This window comes from Mycobacterium aquaticum (assembly GCF_002086485.1).
GTDB lineage: Bacteria > Actinomycetota > Actinomycetes > Mycobacteriales > Mycobacteriaceae > Mycobacterium > Mycobacterium aquaticum.
Map to the genome: position 1 here is coordinate 1 of NZ_MVHF01000056.1, position 18,957 is coordinate 18,957.

Annotated in this window: 18 protein-coding genes; 7 read left to right on the forward strand and 11 right to left on the reverse strand. The window is 66.5% G+C overall.

The genetic code is table 11. From position 1 onward, the window contains the following. Window positions 1–50 precede the first annotated feature (50 nt). On the reverse strand, window positions 51–887 hold the full coding sequence (locus BST13_RS33830; protein WP_083169996.1) for an AraC family transcriptional regulator: 837 nt from the start codon (window positions 885–887) through the stop codon (window positions 51–53). 27 nt (window positions 888–914) lie between these two features. On the opposite strand from BST13_RS33830, the gene BST13_RS33835 reads away from it, so the two are divergent. Then, window positions 915–1,382 (forward strand): VOC family protein, encoded by a 468-nt coding sequence (locus tag BST13_RS33835; RefSeq protein ID WP_083169997.1) that lies wholly within the window; start codon window positions 915–917, stop codon window positions 1,380–1,382. A gap of 6 nt (window positions 1,383–1,388) precedes the next feature. Here the strand turns inward: BST13_RS33835 and mbtM are convergent, their stop codons facing one another. Then, on the reverse strand, window positions 1,389–2,966 hold the full coding sequence (gene mbtM, locus BST13_RS33840; RefSeq protein ID WP_083169998.1) for a long-chain-fatty acid--ACP ligase MbtM: 1,578 nt from the start codon (window positions 2,964–2,966) through the stop codon (window positions 1,389–1,391). Window positions 2,967–3,142: 176 nt separating this feature from the next. Between mbtM and BST13_RS33845 the strand changes: the two genes are divergently transcribed. Together BST13_RS33845 and BST13_RS33850 are read left to right on the forward strand one after the other, a co-directional pair. After that, on the forward strand, window positions 3,143–3,580 hold the full coding sequence (locus tag BST13_RS33845) for an HIT family protein (protein WP_083169999.1): 438 nt from the start codon (window positions 3,143–3,145) through the stop codon (window positions 3,578–3,580). Window positions 3,581–3,584: 4 nt separating this feature from the next. After that, the gene (locus BST13_RS33850; RefSeq protein ID WP_211296253.1) at window positions 3,585–4,034 is read left to right on the forward strand and encodes a nitroreductase family deazaflavin-dependent oxidoreductase; all 450 of its coding nucleotides are present in this window, start codon (window positions 3,585–3,587) and stop codon (window positions 4,032–4,034) included. Here the strand turns inward: BST13_RS33850 and BST13_RS33855 are convergent. Then, complete coding sequence (locus tag BST13_RS33855) at window positions 4,031–5,080, reverse strand: LLM class flavin-dependent oxidoreductase (protein WP_083170000.1); 1,050 nt, start codon at window positions 5,078–5,080, stop codon at window positions 4,031–4,033. The two genes, BST13_RS33850 and BST13_RS33855, sit on opposite strands and share 4 nt — an antisense overlap. Window positions 5,081–5,093: 13 nt before the next feature. Further along, on the reverse strand, window positions 5,094–5,960 hold the full coding sequence (locus tag BST13_RS33860; RefSeq protein WP_095533819.1) for a uracil-DNA glycosylase: 867 nt from the start codon (window positions 5,958–5,960) through the stop codon (window positions 5,094–5,096). Between the two features lie 24 nt (window positions 5,961–5,984). Between BST13_RS33860 and tap the strand changes: the two genes are divergently transcribed. After that, window positions 5,985–7,223, forward strand: coding sequence for a multidrug efflux MFS transporter Tap (gene tap / locus BST13_RS33865; protein ID WP_083170001.1), 1,239 nt, complete (start codon window positions 5,985–5,987; stop codon window positions 7,221–7,223). Here tap and BST13_RS33870 read toward each other — a convergent pair. Beyond that, entirely contained in the window at window positions 7,220–9,481 is a 2,262-nt protein-coding gene (locus tag BST13_RS33870) for an SIR2 family protein (protein WP_083170002.1), read from the reverse strand. The genes tap and BST13_RS33870 overlap by 4 nt on opposite strands. A 12-nt stretch (window positions 9,482–9,493) precedes the next feature. Beyond that, window positions 9,494–10,408 (reverse strand): carbohydrate kinase family protein, encoded by a 915-nt coding sequence (locus tag BST13_RS33875; protein ID WP_158087248.1) that lies wholly within the window; start codon window positions 10,406–10,408, stop codon window positions 9,494–9,496. Window positions 10,409–10,541: 133 nt separating this feature from the next. On the opposite strand from BST13_RS33875, the gene BST13_RS33880 reads away from it, so the two are divergent. Next, entirely contained in the window at window positions 10,542–11,909 is a 1,368-nt protein-coding gene (locus tag BST13_RS33880) for an FAD-binding oxidoreductase (RefSeq protein ID WP_083170006.1), read from the forward strand. 3 nt (window positions 11,910–11,912) lie between these two features. Here the strand turns inward: BST13_RS33880 and BST13_RS33885 are convergent, their stop codons facing one another. Together BST13_RS33885 and BST13_RS33890 are read right to left on the reverse strand one after the other, a co-directional pair. Further along, window positions 11,913–12,785 carry a rhomboid family intramembrane serine protease gene (locus tag BST13_RS33885; protein WP_083170008.1) on the reverse strand — a complete coding sequence of 291 codons (873 nt, stop codon included), beginning with the start codon at window positions 12,783–12,785 and terminating at the stop codon, window positions 11,913–11,915. Between the two features lie 57 nt (window positions 12,786–12,842). After that, on the reverse strand, window positions 12,843–13,469 hold the full coding sequence (locus BST13_RS33890) for a cutinase family protein (protein WP_083170010.1): 627 nt from the start codon (window positions 13,467–13,469) through the stop codon (window positions 12,843–12,845). Window positions 13,470–13,769: 300 nt separating this feature from the next. Between BST13_RS33890 and BST13_RS33895 the strand changes: the two genes are divergently transcribed. After that, entirely contained in the window at window positions 13,770–14,690 is a 921-nt protein-coding gene (locus BST13_RS33895; protein WP_158087249.1) for an alpha/beta hydrolase fold domain-containing protein, read from the forward strand. A 93-nt stretch (window positions 14,691–14,783) separates the two neighbouring features. Here BST13_RS33895 and BST13_RS33900 read toward each other — a convergent pair whose 3' ends face one another. Genes BST13_RS33900 through BST13_RS33910 form a run of 3 tightly spaced genes read right to left on the reverse strand, consistent with a single transcriptional unit; the run spans window position 14,784 to window position 18,061 of the window. Continuing rightward, window positions 14,784–16,325, reverse strand: a complete 1,542-nt coding sequence (locus BST13_RS33900; protein ID WP_083170014.1) for an FAD-dependent monooxygenase — start codon at window positions 16,323–16,325, stop codon at window positions 14,784–14,786. A gap of 3 nt (window positions 16,326–16,328) precedes the next feature. Continuing rightward, complete coding sequence (locus BST13_RS33905; RefSeq protein WP_095533820.1) at window positions 16,329–17,222, reverse strand: alpha/beta fold hydrolase; 894 nt, start codon at window positions 17,220–17,222, stop codon at window positions 16,329–16,331. Continuing rightward, entirely contained in the window at window positions 17,219–18,061 is an 843-nt protein-coding gene (locus tag BST13_RS33910) for an alpha/beta fold hydrolase (protein ID WP_083170016.1), read from the reverse strand. Before BST13_RS33910 ends, BST13_RS33905 begins: the two co-directional genes overlap by 4 nt. Before the next feature lie 58 nt (window positions 18,062–18,119). Between BST13_RS33910 and BST13_RS33915 the strand changes: the two genes are divergently transcribed. Continuing rightward, window positions 18,120–18,797: a TetR/AcrR family transcriptional regulator gene (locus BST13_RS33915; protein ID WP_095533821.1), complete on the forward strand. Its 678-nt coding sequence runs from the start codon at window positions 18,120–18,122 to the stop codon at window positions 18,795–18,797. Window positions 18,798–18,957 lie beyond the last annotated feature (160 nt).

Genomic DNA, 18,957 nt, shown 5'->3' on the forward strand with positions numbered 1-18,957 from the left:
CCACCAACTACCAACCACCACCCTTCTAAAAGCGCAGCAGTCACACGACGTCAGCCACCAAACCGGCCGGCGTACTCGCCGGGCGTCCAGCCCAGCATGGCGCGGAAATCGTTGCTGAAATGCGCCTGGTCATACCAGCCGAGCCGGACCGCGAGATCGGCGAAGTCGATACCGGGCGTGCTCTCGATCTCCAGCGCCGCCTGTTGCAGCCGATAGCGGCACAGCACCCATTTGACGGGCACGCCGACATACCGCCGGAATACTCGCTGCGTCGTGCGGGTGCTCCACGGCGCATGGGCCATCACCTGTTCGACACGGTGCAGCGTCGCATCTTCACGCATGCGGTCGAGCAACGGTGTCAGCGCTCGGTAGGTCGCGTCGGGCTCGCCGGCAAAGGCTCCGACAGCGGAATCCAGCGCAGCGCCCGCCGAGGCCACATCGTCGTCGAGAACTATTGGCGCCCCGAATAATTCGTCGTCCACCGGAACGACTCTGCCCGTCAAGTCAGCGGCATCCCTGCCGAACCGGGCGGTGAAACCGCCGGTATGGAATCGGGCGCCCACCACGGAGCCACGCCCGCTGATCGTGGTGCGGAAGACCTGCGGCACCACACCGTGCACCAACGTGTTGGGCAACGAAACCCCGTGGCGGACGTCGTCGTCGCCCCATTCTCGGGTGATGTGCATCGCCGGAAAGGTGATGACGGTGCTCTCGAACGGTCCTTCTGTGCGCCGGTCCCAGCTCACCGACCAGAAGTGCTCGACGAACCGGGCGGCGTCCGGCGACGGCGCCCAGCGGTGCAGATCGAACACCGAGCCGGTGCCCGCCCGGCCGACAACGCCGCGCACCGGCGCGGTCGATTCTGGCGCGTTTCTCCAAGCACCCATCGAACCCAGGCTACGAAACTGGGCCACATGACTGTGAAACCGATTCCCGACGGCTACACGAGCCTCACCCCGTTCCTGTGCCTGGACGGCGCCGCGGACGCCATCGATTTCTACGTTTCCGTGTTCGGCGCCACCCTGGTGAGCAGGATGGACGGTCCCGACGGCACCGTCGCGCATGCTGAACTGGACTTCGGCAACGGGCGTCTGCAACTGGGCGATCCGCAGGACGCCTATCAAATTGCCGCGCCCGACAAGAACGCCTACGCCACCGGTTCGATCGCGTTCTACTGCGCCGACGCCGACGCGGTCACGGAACGTGCCGTGGCGGCCGGGGCCACCGTCCGCGAGCCGATCCAGACCTTCGTCACCGGCGACCGATTCGCGTCGATCATCGACCCGTTCGGTCAACGCTGGAGCGTGATGACCCGCGTCGAGGACGTCTCACCGGAGGAACAAGAGCGCCGCCTCAACGAATGGGCAGCCGCCAACAGCTGAGGCCCGCTACACCCAGTCGGCGACCAGGGTCCGTTTGACCTCGAAGCGCCGCAGCTTGCCCGACGACGTGCGGGGCAGCGCACCGGGTTTGACGAACACGACGTCGGCGGGCACGACACCGCAGCCGGAGGCCACCTGCTGGATCACCCGGGTGCGGGCACCCGCCTCGTCGGGCCCGCGGAACTCGGCGGCGATCACCAGGCTGGGACGGATCGAGCCTTCCCCGACCCCGACGGCCACCACCGCGCCCTCCCGGACGCCGGGCACCTGGGCGGCGACCTGTTCGACCTCGGCGGGGAACACGTTGCGGCCGGCCACGGTGATGATCTCCTTGGCCCGGCCGCACACCACCAGGCCACCGTCGATGAAGTAACCCAGATCGCCTGTGCGGAACCATTCCTCGGCATCGAGCGGTTGGCCGCCGAGGTACCCCGACATCATCGACGTACCCCGGATGACGACCTCACCGACCTCGCGGTCGGTTACTTCCACCGCGGCGTGTTCATGGGGCTCGATGCGTACCTCCATGCCCGCAATCGGCCCGCCCAGCACCACGTGCCGACGCGGCGAGGTCCCTTCGTCGGTGCGAAACACCGTCTCGTCCACCAACATTCCGACGCCTGGCACGGGAACGGTTACCGCACAGGTGGATTCAGCCAGACCATACGAGGGTGCCAGGGCACCGGCAGAGAATCCGAACCGGGACATCTCGACCGCGAACCGCTCGGTCAGCTCACAGTCGACGGGTTCGCCGCCGTTGAGGGCGAAGCGAAGTGCGGAAAGGTCGATGCCGGTGACCCGGCGGGCGAACTTGCCGATCATCCCGTAGGCCATGTTCGGCGCAGCGGTGCAGGTGGCCCGGCTCTCGGTGAGCCAGTTCAGCCAGCGGAACGGCGACGACTGGAACGCCGAGGTCGGCGCCTGCCACACCTCCACGCCGGCCACTGCGCCCGACATCAGAAAACTCAGACCCATGTCGTGATAGAGCGGCAGCCACGAACATCCCACTGTGTCCGCTGTGACACCGGTCCGCTCGTTGATGCCGGTCAGGTTGGCCAGCATCGCCTCGGGGGAAATCTGCACGGTCCGTGGTAAACCCGTCGATCCCGCGGTGCCCTGCAGGACCGCGACCGCTGCGAGCGCCTCCGGCGCGACGAAAGATGTGGACCGCCGGGCATGTGCCACACCGGCGAGATCGACGACCTGCGCAGTGTCGGCGACCTCGGTCAACCGCTCCAGATAGCTGCCCTGGCTCAGGACGCGTTGCACGCCGATACCGCCGAACCGATTCAACGTGTTGTGCGCCCACTGGGCGGCTTCGGCGCCGCGAACCGGCCCCGGCAAGATCGACACCGCCGCCCCGGCCAGGATCGAGCCGATGATCGCCGACACGAACTCCGCGGTGGGTTCACCGACCAGCCCGACGCGGTTCACACCATCGTCGAGCAACCGCTCGGCCGTGTTCTCGGCGCGAGCGAGAATCTCGGGCCACGGATAACGCGTCCACTCGCCATCCTCGAGCAGCACCAGATTCGCGGCGCTGGTTCCGAGTCGGACCGTCAAGGTCGCAGCCAAAGGATTCATCGGGCAACCTCCACGCGAGCCACACAGTCATTGCTGGGCCTCCGATGCCGTGCATATTTGACGTCGCCGCAGGCCATACGGTGAAGGTACTCGCTCTTTGCCGAAAAGTGGCCTGCCCGATGGACGGTGAACCAGACGTCTTCGGCTGCCCTTTCGGTCACGGATAACGTGGCGGTATGTCATGCGTGTTCTGTGCCATCGTCGCCGGTGAGGCCCCGGCCATCCGGACCTACGAAGACGACGACTACCTCGGCATCCTCGACATCCGGCCGTTCACGCGCGGCCACACCCTGGTGATCCCGAAAAAGCACACCGTCGACCTGACCGACACGCCACCCGAGACCCTCGCGGGAATGGCCGTCGTCGGGCAGCGCATCGCCCGAGCTGCGCGTGAATCGGGGCTGCACGCCGACGGCACCAACATCGCCATCAACGACGGCAAAGCGGCCTTCCAGAGCGTGTTCCACATCCACCTGCACGTGGTGCCGCGGCACGACGGCGACAAGCTGTCGTTTGCCAAGGGCGTGCTGATGCGGCGGGACCCCGATCGCGAGGGGTCGGCCCGCCTGCTGCGGGCGGCGTTGGCGCAACTCGATGAGTCTGCGCAAGATTGAGCCCATGAGCATGCCATTGTGGGAGCGCTACATCGGTCTGCCGATGCTGATGCTGCACGACAAGGTCTACAAGGCCACCGACGGCCGGATCGGGCACCAGATCCCGGGTGGTCCGAAAGCGCTGATCATCCATACCGTCGGCGCCAAAACAGGGCTACCGCGCGCGAATTCGCTGACCTACGCGAAAGACGGCACCGACTACCTCGTGGTGGCGTCCAAGGGCGGCGACCCCACGGCACCCGGTTGGTACCACAACCTCAAGGCCAACCCGCAGGTCGAGATCAACGTCGGCCCCAAGCGGTTCGGCGTGACGGCCAAACCGGTGCTGCCCGGTGACCCCGACTACCCGCGGTTGTGGGAGATCGTCAACAACATGCCGGGCAACAAGGACCGCTACAAGGCGTATCAGAAGCGCACGACGCGGCCCATACCCGTCGTGGTGCTGTCGCCTTAGAACAACTCCTTGGCGAGCAACTCGAGGGTGGTGTCGCGGGCGGTCGCGGTGGCCGGGTCGGCACCGCGGCGCGCCGAGGCGACCGGGTTGACCATCACCTCGTCGACCCCGAACTCCTCGGCCAGTGCCCTCACCTGATCGGCGGCCTCGGTCGGCGACCCCACGACGGCGCGACGCAGGCCGGAAGCCACCACGGCTTCGGCTTGCGGGGTCATCGTGGTGGCCTCGGCGTCCTCCACCAGATCGAGCGGGCCCAGCGGCTGCCCGGTGCGCAGCCGGCCCATCATCTGCAACTGGGGCAGCAGCAAAGCCTTTGCCTCATCGGTGGTTTCGGCGACGACGGCGTTGACGGTCAGGAAGGTCAACGGTTCGGCGAGGTGCTGGCTGGGCTGGAACTCGTCGCGGTAGATCTCCAGCGCCTCGGCGGTGCCCTGCCCGGAGAAGTGATGGGCGAACACATACGGCAACCCCTTGGCAGCAGCCAGGTGCGCGGAGTACATCGAGGACCCCAGCAGCCACATCCGAGGTTCGCTGGCTGCGGCAGGCGTCGCCTTGAGGACGTAGTTCTCGCGCAGCAGGTCCCGCGGCAACGGCACCCGCACCCCGCGGGTGCCCATCAGCGCCATCACATCGTCGAGGTACTGCGGGAACGCTTCGATGTCACGATCATCGCGGCCGGCGGCCCCGCGCAGCGCCAGCGACGTCACGGGATCTGAGCCCGGCGCGCGACCGATGCCGAGGTCGATACGGCCGGGATGCGCGGCCTCAAGGAGCGCGAACTGTTCGGCCACGGCCAGCGGCGCGTGGTTGGGCAGCATCACGCCGCCCGAGCCCAGCCGCAGCTGTGACGTGTGGGCCGCCAGATGCGCGATCAGCACAGGCGGGCTGGTGGCCGCCACCGCCGCCATGTTGTGGTGTTCGGCGACCCAGTAGCGCGTGTAGCCGAGCCGGTCGGCGGTCTGCGCGAGGTGCGTCGTGGCGGTCAGCGCGTCGGCAGTGGTCTGATCGGTGCGCACCGGGACGAGGTCGAGGACAGAAAGCCGCATGACAGCGTCAACGTCATGGCCGGCCGGGTTCGTTCCCGACTGCGATGCGGCGGGCCGTGACGAAGATGTCGTCGAGCATCGCCGCGGTGAGCCGGCCGGTGAAGGTGTTCTGCTGGCTCGGGTGGAAGCAGCCCAGCAGCGTCACCTCGCCGAAGGCGCCGGTGAGCGTGGCGGTGACGCCGTGGCCGAACTTGGGTGCCGGGCGCTGCGGCGCGCCGATCATGTCCAACGCAGAACGCCAGGCGAAGCCGCCGAGCGCGACGATTACGCCCACGCTTTCGCCGACCAGTCGCCATTCGGCGTCCAACCAGGGCGCACAGGTGGCGCGCTCGGCTGGGGTGGGGGCGTTGCCGGGTGGGGCGCAGCGGACGGCGGCGGCCATGCGGGTGTCGATGAGGCGCAGGCCGTCGGCGGCGTCGACCGAGTGTTCCTGGCTGGCCAAGCCGACCCGGTGCAGTGCGGCGAACAGGAAGTCCCCGGATCGGTCTCCGGTGAAGACGCGCCCGGTCCGGTTGGCGCCGTGCGCGGCCGGGGCCAACCCAACGATCAGGATCCGCGGATGCTCCGAACCCAGCCCGGTCGCGGGTCTGCCCCAATACGGCTGATCGGTGAAGGACTTTCGTTTGACCACGGCGACCTCTTCACGCCACGCCACGAGCCGTGGGCAGGCCCGGCACACCGATACCCGCGCGTCGAGTTCACCGACGGAGTCGGCGCCTGCGGCCAGGCGCCGTACGCGCGGCGCGGTTCGCGCCACCGGTGTGTCGGGGTCGGCGGGGTCGCCGGGCCAGCCCGCGCCGGGCGGCACCGGTGAGTCGAAGAGGTTCCCGGTCCTGGGATGAGGCAGTTGAGCCCGCTGCACCCGTCCACTGTGCCCCACGGTGTTAGATTCGCCGCGATAGCCATGACCGAGACCAAGCGCGGCCCACTGCTGTTGATCCTGTTCGCCGCATTGATGGCAGGCGCGGGCAACGGCATCTCGATGGTGGCGTTCCCCTGGTTGGTGTTGCAGCGCAACGGATCTGCGCTCGACGCCGCGATCGTCGCGATGGCCGCGACGCTGCCGCTGCTGGCCGCGACGCTGATCGCGGGGGCGGCCGTTGACTATCTCGGCCGGCGGCGCGTGTCGATGCTCTCCGACGTGCTCTCGGGCATCTCGGTCGCGACGGTGCCGGTGCTGGCGCTGGTGTTCGGCGTGCAGGCGATCAACGTCGTCGTGCTGGCTGTGCTTGCGGCCTTCGGGGCGTTCTTCGACCCGGCCGGCATGACCGCGCGCCAGACCATGCTGCCCGAGGCCGCCGAACGGGCCGGCTGGAGCCTGGACCACGCCAACAGCGTGTACGAGGCCGCGTTCAGCCTGGCCTACATCGTCGGCCCCGGCATCGGCGGCCTGCTCATCGCGGCGATCGGCGGGATCAACACCATGTGGGTGACAGCCGCGACGTTCGTCTGCTCGCTGGCGGCCATCGCGGTGCTGCGATTGGAGGGTGCAGGCACGCCCGACCGGGACGCGTTGCCCGACGGGGTGTGGTCGGGCATCGTCGAAGGCCTGCGATTCGTCTGGCACACACCGGTGCTGCGCACTCTGGCGATCATCGACCTGGTCGCCACCGGCTTGTACATGCCGATGGAGAGCGTGCTGTTCCCCAAGTACTTCACCGACCGTGATGAGCCCGCCGAGCTGGGCTGGGTGTTGATGGCCATGAGCATCGGCGGGTTGGTGGGCGCGCTCGGGTATGCCGTGGTGTCGAAATATCTGAGCCGACGCGCCACCATGCTCACCGCCGTGATCACCCTCGGCGTGGCGATGACGGTGGTCGCCTTCCTGCCGCCCCTGCCGCTGATCCTGACGATGTGCGCGATCGTGGGCCTGGTCTACGGGCCGATCGCGCCGATCGCCAATTACGTCATGCAGACCAGGTCACCGCAGCATCTGCGCGGCCGGGTGGTCGGCGTGATGGGTTCACTGGCCTACGCCGCCGGTCCGTTGGGCCTGGTGGTCGCCGGTCCGATGGCCGATCACGCCGGGCTGCACGCCACGTTCCTGGCCCTGGCTCTGCCGATGCTGCTGCTCGGCGTGGTCGCGATCTTCCTGCCTGCCCTACGGCAGTTGGATCGCACCGAACCCGGTCCCGCCGCTTAGGCCAGCCTGTCCCGAAGCTCGGGGAGGATCTGTTCGCGGATGATCGGGGACAAATCGTTCTCGTCGTCGGAATCGACATCGAACCAGACGATCTCGGCGATCTCGGCTCTCGCAGAGGGTGACCCGTCCAGGGTGCCTTCGAAGGCGTGGATCTCCAGTTCCACCCCCGGCTCGAACGCGGCCCGACTGGTGAAGACATCCCAGAATCCGACGCCTGACGGCATCACGCCGAGCTCTTCCTTGAGCTCGCGATCCAGGGCCTCTGCAGGCGTCTCCCCCGATTCGATGGTGCCACCGGGCAGGATCAACAGATCTCGTCCACGCTTGCGCAGCAACAGCAGTCGTCGACCACCGACGCACACCAGACCCGCCTTCACGATCCGGCCGGCACCGAGACGCTGAAGCGCCTCCCCTAGTGCCCACACGCCGTACATCCACACGAAGGTGAATACCTCGGTGCCGGCGTGGTCCCCACCGTCCCGTGTCGAGGCCGCATCGGAGTCGGCGACCTGCCGCAGCACCACTGCAAGGGCCCGGCCGCACACTTCCCAGGCCTGCTCCGGACGCTCGTCGAGCCACGCCATGGCTCCGAGTGCGACCGCCGCCGCGGTCGGGTGATGCCAGGACCGCCAAGCCCCGTGGCCCCCTTTCTTGATGTGCTCGAACGCCTCGTGCTCGCTCTGGAAGTTGTTACGTCGATTGGTCAGCTGTTTGAGCGCGAGATCCACCAGGCGGAGATCACGCTCCTCGACCAGCCCTCGTGCTGCCAACTGCCCGACGAACCACAGCGCCCAACCGGCCGCGGCTGCACTCGCGGCGGTCCGGGTGAGCGTGTGCCCGATCTGCTCGTTGATCAGCACCTGGTCACGGAACTGGATCCAGGTGTCCCGGGGGAATGCATCCAGATTCAGAAGCGCGCCGAAGGCCATCAGCGACGGGACGACCGCGACCCTGGTGTCATCGGTGAACCTCGCCCAACCAGGTTCGTCGGCGCGCACCGCGCCCAGCAACCAGTCGCGCCCGTCGGCCAGAATCTGGGGGATCTCGTCTTTCAGCGCAGCCCACTGAGCCAGCGCCAGCAAGCAGAGGGCATGGGTGTGGGTGTTGACCTCACCGATCGTGACGCTGAGGAATCCGCCGTCGTCGCCCTGCATGCCCACCAGCCAGTCCACCTCGTCGGCCGGCTCATAATCCTGTCCCAGCACGTATTTGGTTGCCGCCAAGGCAATCAGCCCTTCAGCGGTGTTGGCCGCCCGCGGTGTCCCGTCCGGCGAGAGGCCCCAGTGTGTGGGCATCGCGAGCAGCCGCTGCAACCCCTGTCGGCAGATATCTCGCTGCTCCGGGATCAGCAGGTCGGGATACTCGCGCAACAGTGCGGGGTAGTCCGCCGGGCCTCGCCGTGCCTGGAAGTCTGCACCTTCGTCGGCGAGATTGACGAACCATTGTGCGACCGTGCGCAATACCGGACGATGACCGTCCTTGGCGACGTCGTAGGGCGCGATGTCGATACCGTATTTGTCCTCCAGGCGCGCCCGCAGATCCGCGGTCACGGTGTCGGGAAGCAGTGCCACGTGGCGTGGCCCGCGTTCCTTGAAGTCGCGGCTCAACAGGTCCAGGACGGTCAGGATATCGTTGTCTCCCAATCCATATCCCAGGAAGACCAACTCATAATTGAAGAACAGCGAATAGAGAAAGCGGGACAGCGGCTCATTTGTCTTGATGTGCTCGTAATCGGACGTGCTCAGCACAAATTTGCGACGGTCCGCGTCACCGTGCAGTTTGAACAGAAACGGCTTGCGCTCGCCGATCGTCGCCAGGCGAGCCCGATCATCGGACAGCAACGCGTCCAGGGGTCTCCGAAAGTGCTTGGCGTAGGCCGATTCCAGCGCCGAATCGTAGTTGGTGGTGATGAAACCGGCGCACGGCAACCGAACCAGATAGTCGTACACGCCGAGATCAGCCGGTAGCTCTCCACCGAAGATCTCGTACAACCGCTCGTCGACGCGGTGCCCCATCTTCTGGCGCAGATACTCACCGCAGCCCAGGTAATCGTAGGTGGTCAGCAACCCGCGCGCCACAACTGCCTGCTCCTCGGACAGTCGCTTGACGCTCAGACCGTAGTCGATGAGGTTCTCGATCATCTCGACCCAAGACGGGAAGCCGAGCGGCCGCGACATTCCCGCACCGATGAAGAAGACGACGGGCCGCTCAGCCTTGCGCAGGTGGGCTTCGACGCGAGCGATGTCAGGATGATCCATGGTGTGCCTTATTCATGTGTAGTAACGCACTTCGGGGTCGGGGATCTCGGGCGGCCGCTCCGGGCGGGCGGCATTGCGGTACCGCAAAACGCCGTCGATGCGGGAGTGTCCGAATGACTGAGCAGTGGTCATGGCCACCTTCAGGGCGGTGGGCAGATCGTCGCCCCGAACAACCGCAGCGGCCAGTGCGCCGAACGCGACGTCGCCTGCACCGAGCCAACGTCCACCCGAAGCCGGCGGGATCTTCTGCGCCAGGTACCAGTCCGCCGATGCCGGGGCCAAGAGCGCTCCCCGATCGGCGAGGGTGACCAACGCGGCGCCTCCACGCGCCGCCAGGGTGCGTGCCACCCGGGCGATCGAGTCGTCGTCCCGGTCGCTCAACTGTTGACCCGTGGCGATCCGCAGCTCTTCGAGGTTCAACCCGACAAAAGTGGGCCGCGGATTCAGCAGGCTTACGACCGGAGCACTCAGCGATGCGCTGGTCAATAACCAACTGGCGACGTTCGTGCGAGCGGATTGCGTGATGGCCGCCTGCAGAACCCGTTGATCGAAGTCGGTACCGATCATCGTCGGCGTGCTCACGATCTGCCCGACGATGTCAGGTGTGACGGCAGAGTAGGCACCGCCGGCATCGAACGACTCCGATATGAGTGACCCGCTACCGTCGACGAGGGCCCGGCAGATCGGCATTGATTGCGGCGGCGCGACGGCGTTCCACTCTATGGCGGCGGTGGCCAGGAAGTTCGCGAAGTATTCGGCAACCGCCCCGTGGTAGCTGGGCGAGCAGAACTCGACCGCACATCCGGACATCGCCGCCGTCAGTGCGGCGTGTAGGCACGTGCCGCCGAAACCGATGGAGCGGTCGCGGTCGCCGTCGCTGATGACGATGTCGAGCACGGCAGACCCGACGACAGCAAGCTCGTGCACAGACCCTCCCCGAGCCGCGTCGAAACTACGTGCCGATGACCCCACAAAACTGCAGGTCCGGACGACCCTAGCGGACTCCGGGCACCGATGAAGGATTTCACAGCGACCCGATGTCCGGTCGTAGCATCGAGCCGTGACCCACACCGCGCTGCCTGAGTTGATCTCCGCCCTTCCCGCAGGAGTCGTCGTCACTGACCCGGACATCCTGGCTTCCTACCGGCAGGATCGCGCCGCCGATCCGGGCGCGGGCACTCCCCTGGCCGTTGTGCGACCGACCCGCACCGAGGAAGTCCAGCAGGTGCTGCGGTGGGCCACCGAGCACAAGGTGGCGGTGGTGCCCCGCGGGGCCGGCACCGGCCTGTCGGGCGGGGCCACCGCACTGAACGGCGGCATCGTGCTGTCGACCGAGAAGATGCGCGACATCACCGTCGACACGGTCACCCGCACGGCAGTCGTGCAACCCGGCCTGCTCAACGCCGAGGTGAAGAAAGCCGTTGCCGCCCATGGGCTCTGGTACCCGCCGGACCCGTCATCGTTCGAGATCTGCAGCATCGGTGGCAACGTCGCCACCAACGCAGGCGGCCTGTGTTGCGTCAAGTACGGCGTCACCACCGACTACGTGCTGGGCCTCCAGGTGGTCCTGGCCGACGGCACCGCGGTGCGCCTCGGTGGCCCGCGCTTGAAAGACGTTGCGGGCCTGAGCCTGACGAAGTTGTTCGTCGGCAGCGAGGGCACGCTCGGGGTGGTTACCGAAGTGACGCTGCGGCTGTTGCCGCCGCAGCACTCGCCGTGCACCGTGGTGGCCACATTCGACTCGGTCGAGGCCGCGGCGGCCTCGGTCGTGAAGATCACCGGCAAGATCCGGCCGTCCATGCTGGAGTTCATGGATTCGGCGGCCATCAACGCCGTCGAGGACAAACTGAAGATGGGCCTGGACCGCACCGCGGCGGCCATGATGGTGGCCGCCTCCGACGACCGGGGCGCCGCGGGCGCCGACGACGTCGCGTTCATGGCCGAGGTGTTCACCGAATGCGGTGCCACCGAAGTGTTCTCGACATCGGATCCCGACGAGGGCGAAGCGTTCGTGGCGGCCCGCCGGTTCGCGATCCCGGCCGTGGAGGCCAAGGGCTCACTGCTACTGGAGGACGTCGGGGTGCCGCTGCCCGCACTGGCCGAACTGGTCGGCGGCGTCGCCAAGATCGCCGAGCAGCACGACCTGCTGATCTCGGTGATCGCACACGCCGGTGACGGCAACACCCATCCGCTGATCGTGTTCGACCCGGCAGACCCTGACATGACGCGGCGGGCCGAGCTCGCGTTTGGCGAGATCATGGACCTGGCAGTCGGTTTGGGCGGCACCATCACCGGCGAACACGGCGTCGGCCGGCTCAAGCGGCCGTGGCTGGCCGGTCAGATCGGCCCCGACGCAATGGCCCTCAACCACCGCATCAAGCAGGCGCTGGACCCGGACAACATCCTCAATCCGGGTGCGGCCATCTAGCTCTCAGGTCATCCCGAAAGACGTCAGCAGCTGGTTGGTGCGGAACGCGATCAGTGCCACGAATATCAGCAACGCGCCGACCGAAACCCCGGCCTGGATCGCATTGCGATGTGCGCGCGGGGCGTAGACGAAGGCCGCTGCCACCGCGGCGCCGGTGAGCAGCCCACCGACGTGGCCCTGCCAGCTGATCGCGCCGGTCCCCAGGGTCGGGCCGACGAACGTGAACACCAGGTTGATGACGATGACCGCAGCGACCCAGCGCACGTCGAGCCGCAGCCGCCGCGCGACCACGAAGATCGCGCCGAACAAGCCGAAGATCGCGCCCGACGCGCCTGCTGTCGCGGATTGCAGTGGCGACAGCAGATATACGAGCACCGAACCGCCCAGGCCGCTCAGTGCGTAGAGCACACCGAAACGCAGTCTCCCCAGCCACGCTTCCAGCGGCGGCCCGACCACGTAGAGCGCCCACATGTTGAACAGCAGATGCGTCAGGCCGTAGTGCAGGAAGGCCGAGGTGACCAGCCGGTAGTACTGGTCGTGGATGGCGATGCCCGGCGACCACAAGGTCAGTTCGCCCTCAAGGTTCTTCGACGTCATCTGTAGCACGAACATCAGCACGTTGACCGCGATGAGTCCGTAGGTGAGCAGAGGAGTGCCGTTGCTCAGCTTCCCGCCGAACTGGGTGCGTGGTGCCCGCACGGATTTGGCGCCCTCGTTGACGCATTCCACGCACTGGTGACCGACAGCGGCCGAGCGCATGCACTCTGGGCAGATGTACCGCTGACAACGCGTGCACCGTACATACGTCTGGCGGTCGGGATGCCGGTAACACGTCGGCGTCGCGGCAGGTGACTGCGGCGTGTTGGGAATGCTCACGGCGCCGAGCCTAGTCGGCACCCGGCGAACGTCGAGCGATCCGAACTGCCCAGCCGATCACAGTCGACTGGCAGCGAAACCGGCCGCCTCGTCGACCCTGCCGGTCTGGACATACGCGGTGTGTGCGCCCCAGTCCTGGCCGTCGGAGCAGATCAAATCGTTGGGCACGCAGACGTCGATGGTCTTACCGGTATACGCGGGGCCGATGCTGGGCAGCGGGCCATGCATGAGCGTGGCCGCATAGGCGCTCTCGAGGTTGCCGAACAGCACCACTGCGGCAACGTGATCGGCGATCTGCGGGGGCATCCCCGTCGTGGTCAAGCTGATGACGCCTGCCCCTTGCGAGTAGCCGCCGAGCACCATCCGGGTTTTGGGGCAGGTCGCGGCGATGGATTGAATGTGACCGCTCGCATCAGAGGATCCGTCGGGCATCCCGGTGTCGAAATCCCAGGTGGCTGGGTAGTCGACGGCGTACGCCTCGACCGAGCGTGCGCCCACTTTCGAGGCGAGCGAATCGACGAAGGCCTGCCCTACTTCGCCGAGCCCCGGAGGTTGTGTTGTGCCACGGGCGAATACCACCTCAATATCTGGGCACGCGGCCGCGGAGGCGGGTGGTGCGGCAATGCAGGCAGCCGACAGTGCGCACACCGCCGCGACCACTGCCGTGCAGATGTAGCTCTTCAAAAGGTCCCCATTCGCCAGTACGTCGCCGGGCGCGATTGGCCACTCGAATCATTTATGGCTACAGTGTATCCACAAGTGATTCGAGGCGATCCTATGGACACGGTAGAGAGATCAGCAGCACGGTGGCACCGGTGGCGAGTCACCTTTCCCCGCCCGTTGACGAGAAGGGAACGCATGATGTCGACACAACCCGGTCGAGACCCCGCGCGAGACCGCGCTGGGGACTCCGGGCCTAGACCGGTCAAGATCTCCGCTGCAGCGGCGCGCATAGCCGCGACCGCCCCACCCGGCCGAATCCCCGTGCCGATCAACCGACTTACGGCACCTCTCATCCGAGCAGTAAGCCATTGGCGCTCTCGTCACCAGATACGAACTGCGCACACGAACTTCGAAGGTGACATCGTCAAGGACAGTGTCGCCGGAGTGCGAGTCACCCGCATCACACCCCACACCACCGCTGCGGCAGAATTCAGCGGCGGACCCGCGAAAGAGTCCGGCAAGCCCTTCATCGTGTACGTCCACGGAGGCGCGTTCCTCGTCGGCGGTCCGGTCGACCCCATCGTGCTCGCCCTGGCCGCCGGCACTGGGCTCCCCGCCGTATCCGTGCAATACGACCTCATCCCGGAGCAGCGTTATCCCGTCGCACTAGACCAAGTGACAGCAGTGTGGCGTGCCCTCACCTCGAACTGGTCAGGATCCGCCATGCTCGTGGCGCAATCCGCCGGGGGGAACCTTGCCCTGGCGCTTCTGAGCAGGATCGTGTCCGGTCTTCCCGGCGACGCTGGCCTCGTACACCCGGCCGGTGTCGTCCTCTTCTCGCCTTGGTCCGACTTGATGCCACCGGGTTCAAGGGAGTCCAGCCGCATGGTCAACGAGGGCCTCGACGCGCGCATTCGCTGGAATGGAATGCTCGATCGAGCGGCCTCGCTCTATGCCGGCGCCGAGTCGACATCCACGCCGGCGGTTTCCCCCATCAACGGTCGCTTCAAGGGGCTCCGCGCGCCCGTCCTGCTCACGACCGCCTCCCTGGACCTGTTCGCGCCCGATTGCGAGCGCCTGGCCGAGGTTCTTCGCCGCGACGGGGTGACGGTCACGCTGGACTCCACCCCCGGGCTGTGGCACGTCTACCAAACCGAGCCCGAATTGCCCGAAACCGCGGCGTCATTCGACCTCGCCACGAGGTTCATCACCGATGCGCTTGGGCGACCTCAGCAACGCTGAGCGACGTCAGCAACGCTGAGCGGCCAGCTGCCCCGACGCCCCACGTCACCGGTGAGTTCGCGGCTTGACAGTCCGACGTGAGCGCCTATCCGATCATGACCGCTTCGATGGCGCTGATGTCACGATGTGCGGCGTCATGGATTGGGCAGCGGCGCCTGTTGTTTCGGCGATGTTGTGGATGGCGATGTGCCCGATGTAGCCGTCCGGCCGGATCAGCAACAACGTGTCTCGGGACAACCCGTAGATCTCGGCGAATTGTCCGGTGGGGTCGGTGTCGATGAGGACGCGGTTGAGTCGCGCACCGGCGGCTGGCCAGTCGAGTTTCGCCACCGCGTCGGCGGCATGCGCGCCGTATGCAATGGCGGTGAAGTGAGGTCCGCGGTAGGCGTCGAACAGCCGCACGCCGTTGCCGTCCGCGTCGACGACATCAGCATTTGGCGCGCGATCGCCGACGCGCAGCGTCTCGGTGCGGTCGGCGACGAGCGGTGCCAGCGGCCCGCCGTGATAAGACAGGCCGAGTTGCTTCTCGTCCTTGCCGCGCCGAATGCTGGAGGGGTCGAACTTGCCGATGCCTTCGTATTTCTTGGTGGATAGCCCGAGCACACCGGCTGCGACGGGCTGGCGCTCCTGTTCATAGGTGTCGAGGAGCCGATCGTCTGCTCCTGCAAGGACTTGACCGAGTTTCCAGCCCAGGTTGTAGGCGTCGCCGATCCCGGTGTTGAGGCCCTGGGCGCCGGCGGGGGTGTGAACGTGGGCGGCGTCACCGGCCAGCAGTACACGGCCGCGGCGGTAGTTCTGAGCCAGCCGGATGTTGGGGCGAAACACCGACTGCCACTGGATGTCTCGCAGCACGAGACGCTTGTTGTGGGTATGGGCTTGGATGCGCGCGTTGATCTTGGGCAGGTCTTCCGGCGGTTGTTCGTTCGGCGAAAGTCGGATCATCCACTGGAATGTGTCGCTGTGCGGCAGCGGGCAAGCGCCGACGAAGCGTCCTTTGAGTCCGGGCCACACGTGCCAGTACTTGCGAGACAGTCCACCAGAGACGGCTGCGTCGACGATGAGGATGCGATCGGCCTCGTCGGTGGAGCCGCTGAACTCGACGCCGAGGACCTTGCGGACCCGGCTGGCGCCGCCGTCGGCGCCGACAAGGTAGCGCGCGGAGATGTCCTCGGCACCATCGGTGGTCGTGACGCGTGCGGTGACATGTGTGCCGTGGTCGGTGAAATCCACCAGCTCAGTGCTGAAATCGACGCGTCCCCCGAGGGATTCGAACTGAGCATGCAGCGCGCGGTCGGTACGGTGCTGCGGGATGAGCCAGGTGTCGGGGTATGGGACATCGGGACCACGTTTTCCCTTGGCCATCATCGTGAAAGGGATGGTGATCGGGCCGAGATGGATTCCCATCGGTGGGTAGAGGGCACCTTGATCGAGAATGTCGGGCAACGCGCCCAGATCGTCGAGAACCTCGAGAGTGCGGGGCTGGACGCCTTTGGCTCGGGAACCGTCGAAGGCATGTGGCGCCTTGTCCACGAGACGTACCGCCACACCGCGGCGTAAGAGGTCGATCGCAAGCGCGGTACCGGCGGGCCCCGCGCCGACGATCAAGACGTCTGTGATGATGCTTGGTGTTGTCATGGGTCAAGCCGATCTGTGGAAGGTGCCGTAGAAAGTCGCGAGTTGGTCGGCGACAACACGGGGACGTTCAAACGGAGCCATGTGGCCGCAGTCATCGATGACGTGGCATTGGCTGGGCTGAAGTAGTTCACGGACCTGACCCAGGCTGCCGATGGGGGTGACGTGATCGTCGCGGCCCCAGATCAGGTGCGTGGGCAGGCGAAGCCTGCCGGTGTGCCGGTAGAGTTCGGCGCGATCGAACAGCGGAAAGTGTTGCAGCGTATCGAAAAATGCGTAGATCGAACCTTCGTATCGTGAGGCGTCACCGATCATCTCCGCCAGTGCGGCGGCATGGTCGGCGTCTGCCACATTGTGTCCCAGATGCCGTTCGAGGATGCGCCGCCCAAACCGCTTGGCGATGACGCCGGCTGCGATGTCGTTGCCCAGCAACAGTTTCTGCGCAACGGGTTGACGACTCAGCCCGGCAGGGCCTACCAGCGCCAGAGTGGCCGCGCTGCCGACGTGTTGACCCACATACGCCATGGCGATCAGCGCACCCATCGACGTCCCCACCACGTGGTAGGAGGCGGGTAGGTCGAGGTGCTCGACGAGCTCGCGGAGTTGACGGACGAACAGCGTCTCGTCATAGCGGGTGATGACACGGTCGGAGTAGCCGCGCCCGTAGCCGCTGTAGGCCAGTGTGCGCAGTCCGCGGGCATGTAACTCCGCAGCCAATGCGTCCCAGTAGAACAACGGAATGGTCAGCCCGCCGGCCAGCACGACGACATCGCCGCCGTCAGGCCCAGCCAACTCGTAATGCGTTACACCATCGCTCAATTCAATGTAACTACCGCGAAGACGACCCCGCGTGGCGGCGTCCAGTCGGCGGTCTTCTCCGGCCGCGACGAAGTACCTCATCGGGCGTTCCTTGCCGGGCGGGAGTGTAGAAACTCGGTGATCGCGTCGGCCACCCAAGCCGGGTCCTCCTCGGGCAGCAGATGTCCACCGTCGGGATGGACCTTCTCGGCACTTCCGACGATGTCGCGGGCGAAGTGTTGGCCATCCATGTCGGCACTGCGCAGCACCAGCGTAGGCACGTCGATATGGGGAATCTCACCGCTGCGGTCGGGCTGGTCGGTGGTCAGAAAATCCACGAACGCCGACCGGTTGCCGGCCCGGTTCCACAACCGGTGCGCGCGATCCACCATCGCAGCATCGACAATGTCCGAGTTCGGCCCGACGGCCTGGCGCAGGCTGCGCTCGACAGCGCGTCGGGGCATGAACCACCGCAGCAGTCGCCCGACTACCGGGTTGCGCGCCAACGCCATTGCGGCGGGCGGTTCCTTGTCCGGATAGCCAGTCGCGTTGATCAATACCAAACCGGCCAGCTGCAGGCGCTCGGGATGGTCGAGGGCAAGATTCCAGGCGATGTTGCCGCCCAACGAATTCCCCACCAAGGCGCATCGCTCGACGCCGATGACGTCTAAGAACCTGGCGAGCGTCGCCGCGTAGGTGGCGACGCGGTAGTCGCGATCGGGGCGCGGCCCCGTTACGCCGAAACCAGGTAGGTCCAAGCGAATCACGTCGAAGGACCCCCACAGTCGTTGGGCGACGGCCTCCACCCCGTACAGCGAGGACGCGCTGCCGTGCAGGAGCACCACCGTCGGACCCTCCCCTGACCGTCGGTAATGGATCCGCATCCCGTCGACTGCGGCGAAGCGCGAGTCCGGGCGAACATCGATATCGCGAACAGGCATAATGGATACAGTGTCGCCATAATTATGCTGGGTGTCAAGGGTCAGTGATACTGAGGCGGTGACCCCGACTTCGAAAGCGGCGCAGCAGTCGACCCCACGGTCGCGAGGACGCCCTGCCGTCCCAGTGGAGCGCATCATCGCCGCGGCCACCGCGATCGTCGACGAGGACGGCGCCGAGGCGTTGTCCATGCGGACACTGGCCCAGCGCCTGGATTCGGGCACTGCCACCCTCTACCGGCATTTCAAGTCGCGTGCGCAACTGACCGCCCATGTCATCGACGCCGTGCTCGGTGCGGCCGATATCGATGCGGCCGCGGTACGCGAAATGCCGTGGCAGCAGTCCGTGGAAACGGTCGCACGCACGATGTTCGAAGTCTTCCGTGTGCACCCGCACGTTCCGCGGTTGCTAGCGGGCCGAATCCCGATGGGACCCAATGCAATGCGGCAGCGCGAAGTGATGCTGGCGGTGTTGCTGGATGCAGGGTTCGGTTCTGAGCTGGCCGCACAGGCCTACGCGACAGTGGCGCGTTTCGTCCTTGGATTCGCCATCCAACTCGGCGAGCACGCGACCGACGACGACGCCGAGCTTCCCGAAACCTGGCGCGCCCAGGATCCACAGTCCTATCCCGCCACCGTTGCCGTGTCCGACCACCTGCCGGTCGGCCTGGACCGCGAGTTCAGCCTCGGGTTGGATTTGATCCTCAACGGCCTGACGCAGTTGCTCGACGACGCCTGATCTGACATCGCCGATAACGGATGACCATCGGCGACCTCATCGTCGGCTGAAAACTGTTGCAGCACGCCGTGGTCGCTGCCCATGAACTCAATCCCGACAAGCCTGACATCGTCGACACGGCTGCCGCGCGGGCAACAACACCAACATTTACCGGGGCCGT

What these genes read in the sequence shown, in the direction of transcription:
- BST13_RS33830 (WP_083169996.1), bottom strand. Translation starts at nt 887, where the DNA reads ATGGGTGCTTGGAGAAACGCGCCAGAATCGACCGCGCCGGTGCGCGGC.
- BST13_RS33835 (WP_083169997.1), top strand. Translation starts at nt 915, where the DNA reads ATGACTGTGAAACCGATTCCCGACGGCTACACGAGCCTCACCCCGTTC.
- mbtM (WP_083169998.1), bottom strand. Translation starts at nt 2,966, where the DNA reads ATGAATCCTTTGGCTGCGACCTTGACGGTCCGACTCGGAACCAGCGCC.
- BST13_RS33845 (WP_083169999.1), top strand. Translation starts at nt 3,143, where the DNA reads ATGTCATGCGTGTTCTGTGCCATCGTCGCCGGTGAGGCCCCGGCCATC.
- BST13_RS33850 (WP_211296253.1), top strand. Translation starts at nt 3,585, where the DNA reads ATGAGCATGCCATTGTGGGAGCGCTACATCGGTCTGCCGATGCTGATG.
- BST13_RS33855 (WP_083170000.1), bottom strand. Translation starts at nt 5,080, where the DNA reads ATGCGGCTTTCTGTCCTCGACCTCGTCCCGGTGCGCACCGATCAGACC.
- tap (WP_083170001.1), top strand. Translation starts at nt 5,985, where the DNA reads ATGACCGAGACCAAGCGCGGCCCACTGCTGTTGATCCTGTTCGCCGCA.
- BST13_RS33870 (WP_083170002.1), bottom strand. Translation starts at nt 9,481, where the DNA reads ATGGATCATCCTGACATCGCTCGCGTCGAAGCCCACCTGCGCAAGGCT.
- BST13_RS33900 (WP_083170014.1), bottom strand. Translation starts at nt 16,325, where the DNA reads ATGACAACACCAAGCATCATCACAGACGTCTTGATCGTCGGCGCGGGG.
- BST13_RS33905 (WP_095533820.1), bottom strand. Translation starts at nt 17,222, where the DNA reads ATGAGGTACTTCGTCGCGGCCGGAGAAGACCGCCGACTGGACGCCGCC.
- BST13_RS33910 (WP_083170016.1), bottom strand. Translation starts at nt 18,061, where the DNA reads ATGCCTGTTCGCGATATCGATGTTCGCCCGGACTCGCGCTTCGCCGCA.